The sequence below is a fragment of the Sphingopyxis sp. USTB-05 genome, from assembly GCF_023822045.1.
Taxonomy (GTDB): domain Bacteria; phylum Pseudomonadota; class Alphaproteobacteria; order Sphingomonadales; family Sphingomonadaceae; genus Sphingopyxis.
Window position 1 is genome coordinate 1,448,636 of record NZ_CP084712.1, and the last position, 16,540, is coordinate 1,465,175.

The following is a 16,540-nucleotide window of genomic DNA, read 5'->3' on the forward strand; positions in this document are numbered from 1 at the left end:
GGAGTTGTTGAAGTAGTTGCGCCCCCGCTTCCGCCCTACGATGTGCTCAAAGGAGAACATCATGGCGGGACCGGCTCCGTCCAGCGAATCCAGCGTGCATCAGGGTAAGCAGCGCAGCATCCTCATCGGACGCGAAACCTTGCTTGGGGCATGTGGCGGGCTGCTGCTCGAGCAGCAGCACGAGATTGTCGCGGTCGTCGCACCCGAAGGGCCGGCTGCCGCCTGGGCGCGCCGCGCCGGCGTGCCCCTCTTTGGACGTTCGAAAGATTTGCTCGAGGCCGACCTCGGTCCGATCGACTATCTGTTCAGCATCACCAATCTGACCGTCTTGTCGCCGGATGTGCTTGCACTGGCGTCACGCGCCGCGATCAATTTCCACGATGGCCCGCTTCCGGCCTATGCCGGGCTCAACACGCCGAGCTGGGCGTTGCTGGAGGGCGAATCCGAACATGGCGTAACATGGCATCTGATGACCGACGCGGTCGATTGCGGCGACATTCTGGCTAGCGAAACCCTTGCGATCGAAGACGGCGAAACGGCGCTGTCGTTGAACACCAAATGCTTCGAAGCGGGACTGCGGACTTTTGCAGCATTGGCTGAAGATTTGACGGCTGCGGTCGAGCGCCGCCAGCCCGTATCGAGCCCGCCGGAACGCTTCTACGGCAAGGAAGCACGCCCCGTCGCCGCCGCGACGATCGACTGGGACGCGCCTGCGCACGAAATTGCTCGCCGGGTTTCCGCGCTCGATTTCGGTGCCCATCGCAACCCCCTTGGCGTTGCGAAGACATTGTTGGGCGATCGGTTGATCCTGGTACATGCTGCAACTGCGCTGGACCGGGCCAGCGGTGCAGCACCGGGGACCATCATTGATGGCGGCGAGTCCCCAATTGTCGCCACGGGCAGCGGCGATATCCGACTGGATCGGCTGACCGATGCCGACGGCGGACCTCTGGCGTTCGCGCCTTTGTCCGCGGGCCAACGCTTCGAATCGATCGGCGGCGACCGCTTGGACACGCTTGGTACGCTGGACAGCGCCTCGGCGCACTACGAAGGCTGGTGGCATCGCCGGCTTGCCGGTCGCGATGCGCTGTTGCTCCCGCAGTTTCAGGCGAAAAGCGGTGATCGGTACGAGGCGCCCATCGTGTCGGACCGCAAGGCTCCCGCCGGACGGGTCCCGTCGGACCTGCTCGCGGCATGGGTTGCCTATCTGGGTCGCGTCGCGGACCGCGATACCGTGGATATCGGATATGTTGATCAGGTTTATCTGTCCCGGCTCGAGGATGTCGCGCCGTGGTTCGCCGATCAAATGCCGCTGCATGTTGCGATCGACTGGGGGCAACCGCTCGGCGTCTTTGCCGACCGATTGGCGAACGAGGTCGGCGCCATGCACAAGCGGATCGCGATCGCACGCGATCTGATCGCACGGATGCCGGACCTGCGCGGATCGGACGGCTTCGGCTTTCCCGTCTCCGTGCAGTTGGTCGATCGGCTCGATCAGGCCGTCTCCGCGCAGGGGACGGTACTCCATCTGGCCATTGCCGGCGATGGCAGCGGCTGCCGGTTGATCCATGATCCGGCCCGGATCGACCATGCCGCGCTCGCGGATTTGTGGGTCGGGTTCGAAAGGATGCTGGCGGCGGCCGATGCCGCGCCCGAGACACCGGTCGGCCGCCTTTCGTTACTCGATGAGGCCGAATATCACCAGGTGATCCGGGTATGGAATGCCGAAGCGGGCGAAACCTCGACCGCGTCGGGCGTCCATCACATGATCGCGGACCAGGCGCGCCGGACTCCCGACAAGGTCGCAGTTACCGCGCGTGGTCGCAGCATGACCTATGCCGAACTCGACGCACGCGCGAATCGGCTCGCCCGTTATCTGCATGGTCTGGGTGTCCGGCCCAACGTCATGGTCGGCCTCAATGTCGAACGATCCGTCGAGCTCGCTATATGCGTGCTGGCGATCCACAAGGCGGGCGGAGCCTATGTTCCGCTCGACCCCGCCTATCCGCGCGACCGCCTTGCGCACATGATCGCGGATTCGGGGATGCCGGTAATCGTCACCCAGTCGTCGTTGGTCGGCGACCTGCCCGCCGCCGGGGCGCATCTTGTGTGCATCGACCAGCTTGATGGCGAGCTCGCCATGCTGTCCGATGAAGCTTTCGACGGCGGTGCGACTGGCGAGGATCTCGTCTATGTCATCTACACCTCCGGTTCGACCGGCCTGCCGAAAGGCGTGATGATCGAGCACCGGCAACTCGTCAATTTCTTCGCAGGGATGGACCGGCAGCTCGAACCCGACGGGGTCTGGTTGGCGGTGACGAGCCTCAGCTTCGATATCTCGGTTCTCGAAATCTGCTGGCCGCTCACGCGTGGCTATCATGTGGTGGTCGCTACAGAGCGTGAGGTGCGCGGCGATGTCGTATCGCGCGATGGAGGCAAGGCACCGGAATTCAGCCTCTTCTATTTTGCGAGCGCGGATGGCGCTAGCGCCGCCGACCACTATCGGCTGTTGATGGAGGGCGCGCGCTTTGCCGACGCCAATGGTTTCGAGGCGGTTTGGACGCCGGAACGCCATTTTCACGCCTTTGGCGGACCTTATCCCAATCCGGCCGTGATTTCCGCCGCGCTTGCGGCGTCGACTTCGCGGCTCAAGATTCGCGCGGGGAGCGTGGTCGCGACATTGCACCATCCGGCGCGGATTGCCGAGGAATGGGCGTTGGTCGACAATCTGTCGGGCGGCCGCGTCGGTATCGCTTTCGCCTCCGGATGGCAGCCGAACGACTTCGTGTTTGCTCCCGACAATTTCGCCGATCGCAACGGTGCGCTGAAGCGCAACATGGACGATGTCCGTGCGCTGTGGCGGGGCGAGGCGCGCAGCTTCCCGGGACCGCTCGGCGATGTCGAACTGATGACCTACCCGCGTCCGGTGCAGCCGGAACTTCCGGTGTGGATCACATCGGCCGGCAATGTGCAGACATTCGAGGAAGCAGGGCGGTCGGGCGCCAATGTGCTGACGCACCTGCTGGGGCAGAATGTCGAGGAAGTGGCCGCGAAGATCGCCGCCTATCGCCGTGCCCGGGCAGCCGCCGGCCATCAGGGCGAGGGGCTTGTCACGTTGATGCTGCACAGCTTTGTCGGCGAAAACGCCGACGAGGTGCGGTCGATCGTGCACGGGCCGCTGACCGAATATCTGCGTACTTCGACCAACCTCCTCAAACAATATGCCTGGTCGTTCCCGACCTTCAGGCAGCCGGTTGGCGCCGAGGCGGGCAAGGAAATCGAATTGTCGGGGCTCAGCGACGAGGAAACCGACGCGCTGCTCGATCATGCCTTCGATCGCTATTTCGAGACCAGCGGCCTTTTCGGGACGCCCGAGGATTGTTTGCCGTTGATTCGGCGCCTTCAGGCGATCGGGGTGGACGAGATTGGCTGCCTGATCGACTTCGGCATCGCCACCGATACGGTGCTTGAAAGCCTGCCTGCGCTCAACCGTCTACGCTGCCTTGCCGCGGCAGAGGCGGAGGGCGCCGAGAACAGCCTGCCGGAACTGATGGTGCAGCACGGCGTCACGCATCTTCAATGCACGCCGTCGCTGCTCAATGTGCTGGCGAGCGATGGGGCGGCGCGTCCGCACCTGTCCGAACTCAAGCGCCTGATGGTCGGTGGAGAGGCTTTCCCGCCGCACCTCGCCCGCGACATGTTCTCGCTTGTCGATGGTGCCGTCATGAACATGTACGGCCCGACCGAGACGACGATCTGGTCGGCGACCCATGTCTTGCAGGCCGATGACGACGTACCGCCGCTTGGCCGTCCCTTGCTCAACCAGCAGGTCTATGTTCTCGACCGGCGGATGCAGCCGGTCCGCCCGGGTACGCCCGGCGAACTGATCATCGCCGGCGACGGCGTGGTGCGGGGTTATCTCGATCGCCCCGAACTTACCGCAGAGCGCTTCATCGCGGATCCGGTCGCATTCGGGGGCCGGGCATATCGCACGGGCGACCTCGTGCGGCAGCGTTCCGACGGAACGCTCGAATTCCTCGGCCGGCTCGATCATCAGGTCAAGGTTCGCGGCTATCGCATCGAGCTGGGCGAGATCGAGGCGCGGCTGGCCGATCATCCCGATGTTGTCGAGGTGGTGGTCGTCGCGCATCGCGCGGAGGGAGCCGCAGACTCGCGCCTGATCGCCTATCTGGCGGCGACCGGCGTGGCGTCGAACGACGTGCTACGCGATCATCTGCGGGCAAGCTTGCCCGAATTCATGGTGCCGTCGGCCTTCATTCAGGTCGACGCATTGCCGCGGACACCGAATGGCAAGATTGATCGTAAGGTGTTGCCCGACCCCGCGCGCGTCGCGATCGAGGTGCCGGCGAACGAGGTGGTCGAGCCGGCCAGCGGCATGGAAGCACAGATTCACAAGATCTGGTGCGACCTCCTCAACCTGTCCAATGTCGGTTTGCGCGACAATTTCTTCGATATCGGCGGCCACTCGCTGCTTGCAGTGCAACTCCACCGCCGCCTTTCGGGGGTATCGGAAAAGCCGGTATCGCTGACCGACATCTTCCGGTTCCCAACCGTTGCCACGCTCGCGGCGCATCTGTCGGTGTCGCAGCCGCAGGTCGCGGCCGCGCGCGAGGGACAGGATCGCGCGAACAACCGGCGGGCCGCGCTTCAGCGCCGCGGCGCTGCACGTGCGCTCGCGAGGAGCTGATCGATGGAACAGAATCACAGCTCCTTCGGTCCCACCAGCGAAGCGGATCTACCCGAGGCGGCAATCGCGATCGTGGGCATGTCGTGCCGGTTCGCCGACGCGCGGGGAATCGACGACTATTGGGATCTGCTTCAGGGTGGCCGCGAGGCGATCCGTACCTATTCGGACGAGGAGCTGCTCGCAGCAGGGGTCAGTCCGGCGTCGCTGCGCAATCGCAACTATGTCCGCCGCGGCGCTCCGCTCGAAGATATGGAATGTTTCGACGCGACGCTGTTCGGAATGAGCCCGCGCGATGCGGCAATCATGGACCCGCAGCACCGCCATTTCCTGGAATGCACGTGGGAAGCGCTCGAAAATGCCGGCTACACGCCGCAGCGTTTCGATGGCGTGGTCGGCGTCTTCGCCGGTTCGGGCCACAACGCCTATATGCCGTATAACCTGCTGACCAATTCCAAACTGGTCCGCGACGTCGGCCTGTTCTTGTTGCGGCATACAAGCAACGACAAGGACTTCCTGACCACACGCGTCTCCTATCTGTTCGATCTCAAGGGGCCGAGCATCAACGTGCAGACCGCGTGCTCGACCTCGCTTGTTTCGATCCATATGGCGGCGCAGAGCCTGCTCAACGGCGAGTGCGACATGGCAATCGCCGGCGGTTCGTCGATCGAACTGCCGCACCGGCAGGGCTATATTTACGAGGAGGGCGAAATCCTGTCGCCCGACGGCCATTGCCGTCCCTTTGATGCGGCATCGCAGGGTACAGTATTCGGCAGCGGGGTCGCGGTGTTGGCGTTGCGGCGGCTCGAGGATGCGGTGGCGGCGGGCGATCATATCTATGCCGTGCTGCGCGGGTCGGCGATCAACAATGACGGCGCCGGCAAGGTCGGATATCTGGCTCCCAGCGTCGACGGGCAGGCCAAGGTGATTGCCGAAGCACTGGCGATCGCCGACATTGATGCCGGCTCGATCAGCTATGTCGAGGCGCACGGTACCGGCACGCCGGTCGGTGATCCGATCGAGCTCGCTGCGCTGACCGAGGCCTTTCGTCAGTCCACCGACAGCGTCGGTCATTGCGCCATCGGGTCGGTAAAGGGCAATATCGGGCATACCGACACGGCGGCCGGCGCTGCCGGGCTGATCAAGGTCGCGCTGGCGCTGCACAATGGAGAGCTGCCGGCTTCGCTCAATTTCGATGCGCCCAATCCGGCGCTGGGCTTGGAAGGCAGCCCGTTCCGCATCCAGGCCGAGCGCTCGCCCTGGACGACGTCGCCCGGCGGGGCACCCCGTCGGGCGGGAGTCAGTTCGCTCGGCGTGGGGGGCACGAACGCACATGTCGTGCTCGAAGAGGCGCCGCCGCGCCCGGCCAGCGGACCGAGCCGGCGTCGCCAGCTGCTTCTTTGCACCGCCAAATCGTCTGCCGCCTTGCAGGCGAACGCCGCCGCACTCGCCGACTTTATCGAGACTCGCCCGCAAGCGGGTCTGCCCGATACGGCGTTCACGCTGTCGATCGGACGCCAGCACCTGCCGCAACGCCGCTTCGCCGTGGCGGCGTGCGGCGAGGAGGCGGCCGCCCGGCTTCGTGAGATCGCGGGGCAGGAGGTTTCGCAACCGAAGCCGGTCGCCGAGCGCCCGGTGGCGTTCCTCTTCTGCGGTGCCGGACCGCAACACGCCGACATGGCGCGCGGACTCTATGATACCGAACCGCTGTTCCGACAGGCTGTCGATGACGGTCTCGCCATTCTCGACCGGATCGGCGTGGCGAACGTACGGCGCTGGTTGTTGCCGAACGATTTGGACCGCGCGCAGGCGGCCGCCGAATTGGAGCGCCCATCGATCGCGCTTCCCGCATTGTTCATCATCCAGACTGCGCTCGCGCGACTGTGGATGTCGGTCGGCGTCCAGCCGTCGGCGATGATCGGTCACAGCTCCGGCGAATATGCCGCCGCACATCTCGCAGGCGTGATCGACATGGAAGCGGGGCTGCGGATCGTGTCGACGCGCGGCCGGCTGTTCGAGACGGTTCGCGATGGCGGTATGCTGAGCGTGCCGCTTTCGGAGGCCGAACTGCTGCCGTTGTTGCCGCCGGAACTGTCGATCGCCGCGATCAATGCGCCCGGGCTTTGCGTCGTGTCCGGCCCGGCTGCCGCCATTGCGGGTTTCAACGACCTGCTTGCCGCGCGCGAGATCGAAGCGCAGGTCGTCCGTATTTCGGTCGCGGCACATTCGCCGATGCTCGACCCGATCCTGCCTGAGTTCCGCGCGCTGATGCGGACGATCGATCTTCGCGCGCCGACGATCCCCTTCGCTTCGAACCTGACGGGTGACTGGGCGACGGCGGCGGACGTCACCAATCCCGAATATTGGGTGCGGCATCTGCGCGAGACCGTACGCTTCACCGACGGGCTGCACCGCCTGCTCGACGATCAGGAGAGGGCGCTTCTCGAAGTCGGTCCCGGCCGCGGGATGGCCAGCCTGGCGCGGCAACATCCCGACCGCGCGCGCGAGCAGCCGGTCATCAGTTCGATGCGGCACCCCGACCAGCGCATCGATGACGATGCGGCCTGGCTCGACGCGTTGGGACAGCTTTGGGCGGCGGGTGTCGAGATCGACTGGGACGCGTTCTGGCAGGACGAACAGCGCCTGCGCATTCCCTTGCCGACCTATCGGTTCGAGCGTCAGCGTCACTGGTATGACGCAGGTGCGCAGCTCGCCATGTCCGACGGGGCAGGGGACGCAGCGGACCGATCTGACGATCCCGCCGAATGGCAATATGAGCCCGTCTGGACGCGTTCCTATCTCGATGCCTCCGCGATGCCGGAAGGCGTGGCGCTGGTCATGGAGGATATGCGAGGGCTGGGGCGCGAGATTGCCCGTCGTCTGCGCGAAGCGGGACGGGAGGTCGTTGTCGTTCGTGCCGGCGATCGCTTCGGACGGCTGGGCGAGGGGCTGTTTTCGGTCAATCCTGCCAGCCAGGGCGATTATGGACGGCTTTTCGATTTGCTGGGCGCCGAAGGCCGCCTGCCGACGCAAATCTATCATTGCTGGCTGGTCACAGGGACCGGCCGCAAGCAGCCCGATGTCCGCAGATTGCAGGACCTCGGCTTTTTCAGCCTGATTGCCTTGTCCCGCGAGCTAGCGCACCAGACCGGCGATGAGCCGGTCGATATCGCGATCCTGACCGATCGCGTGCAGCGGATCGGCGGCGACGGCAATCTGATGCCTGCCAAGGCGACGGTCGTGGGCGCCGCAAGCGTGGTTCCGGCCGAATATCCCCATCTTCGCATTCGGTGCGTCGATGTGGCTTTGCCGACACCAGATTCGGTTTCGGTGACCGCCGAAGCCGTGGTGAGCGAACTGGCAGCGGAGTGGCGCGACCGGGTGGTCGCCTATCGTGGCGGCGAGCGCTGGGTTCAGAAATTCAGCCAGATCCCACCGGCGCAGGCTGGATTGACGTCGCCTGCAGCCGCGCTTCGCCCAGGCGCTACCTATCTCGTGACCGGTGGACTCGGCGGACTCGGGCTCACGATCGCGCGGCATATTGCCGACCGCGGCGATGTCCGCATCGCGTTGCTGGGCCGGTCGGCATTGCCGCCGCGAGACAATTGGCCGGATATTCTGGCCGACGGAACCGCCGATCCTGCAATGCAGGACCGCATTCGTAAGGTGATGGGGCTGGAAGCGTCCGGCGCAACCGTGGAAGTTGTCGCCGCCGACGTCGGCAATGCGCGCGCGATGCGTGATGCCATACGCCGGATCACGGCAAAACTCGGGCCGGTGACGGGCGTTTTCCACGCTGCCGGTGCGCTGGACGATGGCCTCATCGAAACCAAATCGCATGCGGCGATGGCGGCCGTCCTACGTCCAAAGGTGGCCGGCACATTGGCGCTGGAAGACGCATTGGCGGGGCAGAAGCCCGAATTCATCATGCTGTTCTCCTCGATCAGTGCGTTTGCCGGCTTGCCGGGCCAGGCGGACTATGCGGCCGCCAATGCGTTTCTCGATGCCTATGCACAGTCGCGCCACGGGGTGGGCGGTACGCGCGTCCTGGCTGTTGACTGGAGCCCGTGGCGCGAGGTCGGAATGGCAGCGGCGCTGGATAGCCGCCCGGACGACGGGCTCGCCGATCAATTGCCTGAGGGCAAGGCCGTCGACCACCCGTTCCTCGACAGCCTGCATATCATTTCGCCCGACGAGTTCGTCGTTTCGGCGATGCTGTCGCCGGACCGGCATTGGCTGCTCGACGAACATCGGATCGCCGGGGCGGGCGCCGTTATTCCGGGCACGGGCTTTCTCGAACTTGCGCGCGCCTCTTACAGTCTCGTTCATTCGGGAATGGTTGTGCTGTCGGACGTCCGGTTCCTGACGCCATTCGCGGTCGAGGACGGTCAGGCCCGCGCCGTGCGGGTCCATCTGAAACGCCGCGTCGGCGAAGATTGGGGCTTCACGATTCTGGGCCGACCGGCGGATGCCGCGTCGAATTGGATCGAGCACGCCAGCGGTCAGGTGTCTGCACCAAATTTGCTGGCGGTTCCGGATCCTATGGACATCGAAGGGCTTGAACGGCGTTGTCCGCGCGTGATCGACGGCAAGGAGGCCTCCAGCGTGGCGCTCCAGTTCGGTCCGCGCTGGTCGACCGTCCAGCGTACTGCCTACGCCGAAAATGAGGCGGTGTTGCACCTGGAGATGGACCCTGCATTCCATGAGGAGTTCGCTCGGGTGCACCTGCATCCCGCCTTGCTCGACTTCGCCACCGCGGGCGCGCAGGCGCTGATTCCCGATTATCGGCCGGGCCAGGATTTCTTCGCGCCATTCGCCTATCGGCGGCTAGTGATGCACGCGCCGCTGACTCCATCGGTCGTCAGCCATATCCGGCATCGGTCCGGAGCGCACGCCAATGTCATGGCCGTGTTCGATGTGACGATTGCCGACCAGAATGGCCGGGTGCTGGCTGAAATCGCTGAATTCACCATGATGCGCGTGCGTGACACGGGCCTGTTGCCACAAGGCGGCAATGGTGCGGCGTCGTCGAGCCGAGAGGCGACTGGTGCTCTGGCAGAGCGCGTCAATGCCATCCTGCCCGAGGAAGGCATCAAGGTTATCGAAGCACTGCTTCATGGGCATGCGCGTCCGCAGGTGATCATATCGCCTTCGGATATCGATGCCGCGCTTACACAGCTACGCGCACCCGTGCGAGCGGTGCGGCGCGATATCTCGGCGGACGGCGAGGCTTCCGTCGATCTGCCCGTGACGGCGATGGAACAGGTGATCGCCGATCTATGGTCCGACTTGCTGGGCGTGCAGCCGATAGGCCGCAATGACAATTTCTTCGACCTTGGCGGCCATTCATTGCTTGCGGTGCAATTCACCAACCGGCTCCGCAAAAAGACCGGCAAGATGCTGCCGCTCGCATCCTTGCTCGATATGCCGACGGTGGCGTCGCTCGCTGCCGAACTCGACCCGGATGGTGCGGCCTCCACACCCGATTGCGATGAGGCAGCCGATGTCGGCAAGGCCACCACGCGTGAGGTCGTGAACATCCGGAGCGGTGGCAGCGGCACGCCGATCTTCTTCGTCCACGACGGTTTGGGCGAAACATTGCTCTATCGGGGGCTTGCTCTTCGGCTCGATCCGGACCGGCCGATCTATGGCATCGAGCCACTCAGAAACTCTGCGGGCGGCTACGCCCACACGCATATTCGCGAGATGGCGACGAACTATGTCGAGCGTATCCGAATGGTCCAGTCGCACGGCCCCTATTATCTCGCGGGGCTATGCGCCGGCGGCGTCATAGCGTTCGAAATCGCCCGCCAGTTGCAGGATGCGGGTGAGCGGGTCGCCTTTGTCGGGATCATCGACGCGGCCGACGTGGCGGCGGCGAAACGGCGCTTCTACATCACCCGGGCACGATTTGGCCGGGTGCAGGCGCTGATGCAGGACGAAGGCGCCGCAAGGCTGGTCCCGGCACTGGCACGCAAGACGGTCAACGCCGTCCGGTGGGAAGTCGAATCGCGCGCGGCAAAGGCGCGCGACCGGCGCGCCGTAAGGCAATTGGGCGCGGTCAATGCCGCGCAGTCATCTGTCAGCGAACGGACGGACAGCGAACCGGCAATCCCGTTCTTGAAACTTTATGAGGTGGCGCACACGCTTCATCGGCCAGAGGGCCTTTTTGCGGACGGCAGCGTCGTGATCTTTAAGGCGAGCGGCGGAAATGGGGAAGTTGACGACATGCCCTATCAGGAAATCTACAGCGACGTTGCGCTAGGCTGGGGGAAACGGGTGGCCGAACCGGTCACGCTCGTTCAGGTCCCGGGCGGACACAGCAGCGCCTTGCAGGAACCGCATGTCGGCATATTGGCCCGTCATTTCCAATATGCCCTCGACGGCGCGGCGGAGCGGGCCGACCGGAGCAATCCCGGTGATCAACAGGACCCGAACGGCGGGCGAGATATGGTGGCGGCAGAATGAGCACGAACAATCGAAACCCCCAAGCGACGGTCGATGTCATTGTCGTCAACTACCGCACCGGCACGCTCGTAACGCAATGCCTCGAAAGCCTCGAGGCGGATCGGGAAGATTGCCCGGGCCTGCGCGTGATCGTCATCGACAATGCATCGAACGATGGCTCGGCCGACCTGATCGAGGAAGTAATCCGGGCGCGCAACTGGGATTGGGTCACGCTGATGCGATCCCCCGAAAACCGGGGTTTCGGTGCAGGCAGCAATCTGGGCATCGCCTGGGCGCTGGATCGACCCGATCCAGCCGATCTCGTCTGGCTTCTCAATCCCGATACGCGGGTGATGCCCGGCGCCGCGAGCGCATTGGCGCGCTTCATGGCCGCTCATCCCAAGGCGGGAATCGCCGGTAGCGCGTTACTCGACGCCGACGGCCAGCCCTGGCCCTATGCCTTTCGTTTTCCCAGCCTGCTCGGCGAAATCGAGCGGGGATCCCGCCTGAATCTGGTATCCCGGCTGCTGCGCGGGAGCGCCACGCTACGCCGGATGGGATCGCGCAGCGAGAAAGTCGATTGGGTTTCTGGCGCCAGTTTCATCATCCGCCGCGAGTTGCTCGAAGACGACATGCGGTTCGACGAGGAATATTTCCTCTATTATGAGGAAACCGATTTCTGCCTCCACGCGACGCGCAGGGGATGGGAATGCTGGTACGTCCCCGATGCGGTGGTGTTGCACATCGCGGGCCAGAGTACAGGCATCACCGGCAAGCAGATCAGGTTGCGCCGCCTTCCGGCCTATTGGTTTCATTCCCGCCGGCGCTACTTCCTCAAAAATCACGGACGCGTTTACGGCATTCTGGCTGATTTCAGTTGGATCGTCGCGCATGTCCTTGCGCGTTTCAAGCAGCTCGTCAGAAAAGTGGCCGAGCCAGACCCGCCCTATCTGTTCCAGGATTTTATTCGTCACGCGGCTTTTCTGCCTCGGCGTCGCTGATCGTCACCGTCCGATGGTCGCGAAAACTGTGCTGGAATTTGACGCCGCGCTATGCGGGCAGGGGCTCGACGCGCGACGTTTGCCGTCAACGGCCAGCGGCTTTCCGATGTGGCTTGTCGATACCGAGCAAAGCAATGTCGAAGCCTTCGAGCATCTGCTGTCGAGCGAAGAGATGGAAACGGCAAATCGCTTCCGCTTTCGCGCGTTGCGTCACCGTTATATCGCCGCCCACGGAGCGTTACATATGCTGTTGCGGGATCGCTACGGCGTCCCGGCCGACGCTTGGGACATCGGCAAGGACAGCTTTGGAAAGCCGCATCTGATTCGGTTCCCACAGATACACTATAGTCTGAGCTATAGTGGTGGCTTTGCGATGCTGGGCATAAATGAGAGCGAGCCCGTCGGCGTCGATATCGAGGTTCTTCGGACCGTCGAAGATGCGGCCGAACTGATGGATCTGCATTTTACCGAGGCAGAGCAATCCGTGGCCATGCGAACGAGTTCGCCGGATGCCTGCTACTCCAAGGAGTTTTTAGAGATATGGGTCCGCAAAGAGGCCTGCGTGAAGGCTTGCGGACGTGGCTTGAGCATTCCGTTGAAAGATGTGGAATGCGTATCTGAAGACCAAGTGACGACGGTGCAGTTCGGTGGAGGCCGTTACCGCACCGGCGCCCTAGAATTGGGCGACCCGATTATGGCTTGGTCTCGTCGTACAAGCCTGTAATCCCATTTGCGCTCTCCCAGCGCATCTGGTTAGTGAGCAGCTGCTGCGCCAATGTCGGTTGTATACCGTTCTTGGGGTAGCAGCCCTTCCCTGATCACATGAGCGATCAGATGTGCGCGGTTTCGCGTTCTTGTCTTGAGACGAACGTTTTCGACATGACGTTCAACCGTGCACGGTGCGATGTCCAGTTCCAAGGCCGCTTCTTTGGCGGAAAGTCCAAGGGCTACGAGACGAAGCACCTCATATTCGCGATCTGTAAGTCTGATTCCTTCCGTATATTTGGACATGGGTCCCTCCCTCTGGTGATAAAAAAGAAGTTAATTTTGCCCTCGCTGAAACAGAATGTCTTAATCAGGGGGAGGGAGTCACGAAAAAAATTTTGGCGGCTGTGGGCGTTTTCGATCGCTTGAGAGCGGATCTTAATGTTATTGGTAAATTTTCCGAATCTCATGTTGACTCTGTGAAAATACGAAATTCGGGTGATTCGCTAGCTCGCCCGGCCTCGTGGGGCGGCTCGAGGCAAGCTGTAACAGGCTAAATCGGGGCTACATTTAGCGGTGGATAAGTTTTCCTTGCCCACAGATTGTTTCAATCTGGGAGCAGAAATAATGGTTAAGCTGGCCCGGAGCGTGGAGTCCCGCAACCAGATATGTCGCGATCCGACCAAAAAGGTGGCGGAGTGATTCGTTTCTTGGGTGTGTGAGGCAGGAGTCGCAGCCGCTCAGCGAGTCGGCCGCGACGACAAATCCGTTGATATGAACAGGCCCATTTTGGGGTGATCCCAACCGGCGCTAAGTTTCTGAACGGTGTTTGATGGGAAACCGAAACCCGCGAATACTCGTCTCAGGCGTCCGTGGATTCCCAGAAGGCGGTGCGATAGTGCAGCGCGTTCGAAAATCGCTCGGGCTGGGGATGCGTGTCGCCGGTGGGGCGCAGCCATCCCGCCTCATTCAGCACGGCTTCTCCGATCGGATTGACATAGGCTATGCGCAGCGGTCGCCGAATGCCCGCAACTCGGCGGTCTTTTCGCGCTTTTTCTATCACTTCGCCCAATATCTCGGGGCCGAACGGATGGAAAAGATAGAGCAGGCTTGTATCGCCGAGGTCGTGATCGAGCGCGTTGCGTGCATGGAAGCGGATATTGCGACTCTTCAATCGGCTGCGCGCCAGGTTGGCGTTGGCCGTTTCGATCAATGACGGGATAAGATCCACGCCTTCCACCCGCGCGGCGCCGCGGTGACTGGCCGCGAATGCCACACGGCCGAGTCCGCACCCCAGATCGGTCACGACATCGTCAGGGCCTAGTCCGGCCCGATCGAGAACGGCGAATACGTCGCGGTAGGACGACGGAATATAATGCATATACCATTCGCGATCGCCGGGCGCGCCGCTGCCTGGATGGTGGCCGAAGGTGCGCACACCGAGATAGCGATCCCAAAGCTCGTCGACGGGCTGGCGAACGCGCGCCGTCAGATTGCGGTTGCGCAGACTAGTCAGCAAGGTCCTGCCCCTTCGCGTGGGAAGCAGCTATGCCGCCGTCCCGCCGTGCGCCAAGTGTCATGGCGATATGTTCCGACGCGGCAGCGAGCATCGCATAGCGGCGCTCATATTGCCGGCGTTTACGTTGCGGGATGTCGGCCGCGTCGCGACGCTTGGCCCGGAGCGGCAGTTCGAACGTCGATTCGTCCAATCGCCATGCCCCACGCTCAATCCATATCGTGTCATAGTTCGCGTGCACCTTGTGCCGCGCCACCGTGAAAAACGCATCCCGCCGCTGCTGATGTTCGCTGGAAACAAGAAAGATCCGTTCCACACCGATATGCTGGCAAACGAGTTGAAAGGTTTCGATAAGCAGGTCGCGGGGGCGCATGCCAAAGGCCGTGCGCGTCAATTCGCGATAAATGTCCTTCACATCCGGCAGGTCGACATCGTTCCGTCCCTGCACGGCACCCACATGCGCGATCAGGTTGCCCTGTTCGAAGCGCAATGCGAATGCGAGGGAGAATATCCGGGTATCGTCCAGAAACAGATTGAAGACGAGAGGCCCCTCGTCTTGAAACCAAATCGCGTCGTCCAGGACGAGGCGCAAATCGGGATGTGCGGCAAGAAGTTTGCAGAACTCGACCTCGCGCTCGACAAGCGGGTCGAACACCCAGTCCAGTTCCTCCATCGTCCTGTAATGGGCATGGAGCTTGTTGAGGCGCGTGCGGACGTCCCAGTTGGTCGACTGATAGGGGGCGACCAGTACATTGAGAACGTCCGGGCGTTCCGTGACCAGTCGTTCAAACAATGGCGTGCGCCGGTCGCCGAGGAACCGTTCCAGAAGATCCTGATGCTTCCAGCCAAGGTACAGAAAGCGGGCGCGCTTGATGAAAGCGCCCGGGGAATGTCCGCTGGCGATTTCTGCTGAGTGACGCCATAGCCAGGCAACATGGTGGGACCGGGCGGGCGTTTGGTCCCGCGCCAGCCTGCGCTTTATCATCACATTTTGTACGAAAGCTGGAAAGCCCATGCTTCGCTCAAGCCCCTGATCCCGGGAAGGCAAATGGCGTTGCGGAGTGCTAACGCGCCCGCCCGGCTATTCTTCCCACGAAAAAGGTGACACAAGCCGGCGGGCTCCGATATCCCGAAAAAACCAAAGGGAATTGCAGGAACTCCACGAGGATTCGTCTCATTCTGACGACCGAAAAACGGGCCGCACAAGGATAGACCTCCCGCGACGGTATCGACCGAAAGAAATCCCGCCAAATATCGGGTAATTTGCACAATCAAAAATAGGCAGTTCAAAGTGCCAATGGACCGCGGAACGCCCAGGATATATGGCTGTTCAGAATGCGGCACCCGATCGTCAATCGCTGCTGATGTCCCCGGATGTCGGCGGAGCGAGGGATTAACATGCTTCGATACGCTCGTATAAAGCTGTTCTATTTCCTGAAAGGGCTTGTCGCTCCTCATGCCCGGCGCGGTCGGATGCAAGATTTCGAACGATTGCTGCAGCCATCGTCAGGAACCCGCATCATCGACCTGGGAGGGACACCGCACATTTGGGAATTCGTCGACACCCCGATGGACATCACGATTGTGAATTTGCCTGACTCGAATATGCGCGAAGAGACGGACAGCCATCATAATTTTACCTTCATCGAAGGAAGCGCGACCAATCTTCCCGATTTCGCGGACAATCACTTTGATATCGCATTCAGCAACAGCGTTATCGAGCACGTCGGCGGACCGGAAAATGAGAGGCTTTTCGCGCAGGAAGTACGCCGATTGGCGCCATCATATTGGGTGCAGACGCCATCCATATGGTTTCCGTTGGAAGCCCATACGGGAATTCCGTTCTGGTGGTGGATTCCAAAGCGCGTAAAAGATATGCTGCATAGGAGATGGGAAAAAATACTTCCCGACTGGAATCTCATGATTTTGGGGACTGTGGTAATCAAGAAAACAGATCTGAATTCATATTTCCCTGACGGAACATTGAAAACGGAAACGATGCTGGGCCTGCCGAAGAGCTATTATACCTATCGCGTGCAGCGGTAATCGCAAAAATTCGACATGAACTTAAAGGGGCGCGCGCGTTCTTCAGCGTCCATTTCAAAGCAGGTCCAATCGGACATTCTCGAGGCGCCAAACTACAGCCGAAAGAGTTTGCCTGCCCCT

8 protein-coding genes are annotated in these 16,540 nt (G+C 62.3%); 5 read left to right on the forward strand and 3 right to left on the reverse strand.

The features are described 5' to 3' along the window. Window positions 1–61: 61 nt before the first annotated feature. Genes KEC45_RS06465 through KEC45_RS06480 form a run of 4 tightly spaced genes read left to right on the forward strand, consistent with a single transcriptional unit; the run spans window position 62 to window position 12,877 of the window. The gene (locus KEC45_RS06465) at window positions 62–4,708 is read left to right on the forward strand and encodes a MupA/Atu3671 family FMN-dependent luciferase-like monooxygenase (RefSeq protein ID WP_062181628.1); all 4,647 of its coding nucleotides are present in this window, start codon (window positions 62–64) and stop codon (window positions 4,706–4,708) included. Between the two features lie 3 nt (window positions 4,709–4,711). Then, on the forward strand, window positions 4,712–11,173 hold the full coding sequence (locus KEC45_RS06470) for a type I polyketide synthase (RefSeq protein WP_252171672.1): 6,462 nt from the start codon (window positions 4,712–4,714) through the stop codon (window positions 11,171–11,173). After that, the gene (locus KEC45_RS06475; RefSeq protein WP_062181623.1) at window positions 11,170–12,153 is read left to right on the forward strand and encodes a glycosyltransferase family 2 protein; all 984 of its coding nucleotides are present in this window, start codon (window positions 11,170–11,172) and stop codon (window positions 12,151–12,153) included. Before KEC45_RS06470 ends, KEC45_RS06475 begins: the two co-directional genes overlap by 4 nt. Before the next feature lie 28 nt (window positions 12,154–12,181). Then, a complete protein-coding gene (locus KEC45_RS06480; RefSeq protein ID WP_252171673.1) occupies window positions 12,182–12,877 on the forward strand; it encodes a 4'-phosphopantetheinyl transferase superfamily protein in 696 nt (231 codons plus the stop codon). Between the two features lie 29 nt (window positions 12,878–12,906). Here KEC45_RS06480 and KEC45_RS06485 read toward each other — a convergent pair whose 3' ends face one another. The 3 genes from KEC45_RS06485 to KEC45_RS06495 form a co-directional block, all read right to left on the reverse strand. Beyond that, window positions 12,907–13,164, reverse strand: coding sequence for a response regulator transcription factor (locus KEC45_RS06485; protein ID WP_083435804.1), 258 nt, complete (start codon window positions 13,162–13,164; stop codon window positions 12,907–12,909). A 556-nt stretch (window positions 13,165–13,720) separates the two neighbouring features. Further along, a complete protein-coding gene (locus KEC45_RS06490; protein ID WP_062181618.1) occupies window positions 13,721–14,377 on the reverse strand; it encodes a class I SAM-dependent methyltransferase in 657 nt (218 codons plus the stop codon). Next, window positions 14,367–15,389 (reverse strand): DUF535 family protein, encoded by a 1,023-nt coding sequence (locus KEC45_RS06495; protein WP_083435803.1) that lies wholly within the window; start codon window positions 15,387–15,389, stop codon window positions 14,367–14,369. The genes KEC45_RS06490 and KEC45_RS06495 overlap by 11 nt, the downstream gene beginning before the upstream one ends. 383 nt (window positions 15,390–15,772) lie before the next feature. Between KEC45_RS06495 and KEC45_RS06500 the strand changes: the two genes are divergently transcribed. Further along, on the forward strand, window positions 15,773–16,420 hold the full coding sequence (locus KEC45_RS06500) for a class I SAM-dependent methyltransferase (RefSeq protein ID WP_252171674.1): 648 nt from the start codon (window positions 15,773–15,775) through the stop codon (window positions 16,418–16,420). The last annotated feature ends 120 nt before the right edge of the window (window positions 16,421–16,540 follow it).

Coding starts and splice junctions, on each gene's coding strand:
- KEC45_RS06465 (WP_062181628.1), top strand. CDS start 62: ATGGCGGGACCGGCTCCGTCCAGCGAATCCAGCGTGCATCAGGGTAAG.
- KEC45_RS06470 (WP_252171672.1), top strand. CDS start 4,712: ATGGAACAGAATCACAGCTCCTTCGGTCCCACCAGCGAAGCGGATCTA.
- KEC45_RS06475 (WP_062181623.1), top strand. CDS start 11,170: ATGAGCACGAACAATCGAAACCCCCAAGCGACGGTCGATGTCATTGTC.
- KEC45_RS06485 (WP_083435804.1), bottom strand. CDS start 13,164: ATGTCCAAATATACGGAAGGAATCAGACTTACAGATCGCGAATATGAG.
- KEC45_RS06495 (WP_083435803.1), bottom strand. CDS start 15,389: ATGGGCTTTCCAGCTTTCGTACAAAATGTGATGATAAAGCGCAGGCTG.
- KEC45_RS06500 (WP_252171674.1), top strand. CDS start 15,773: ATGCTTCGATACGCTCGTATAAAGCTGTTCTATTTCCTGAAAGGGCTT.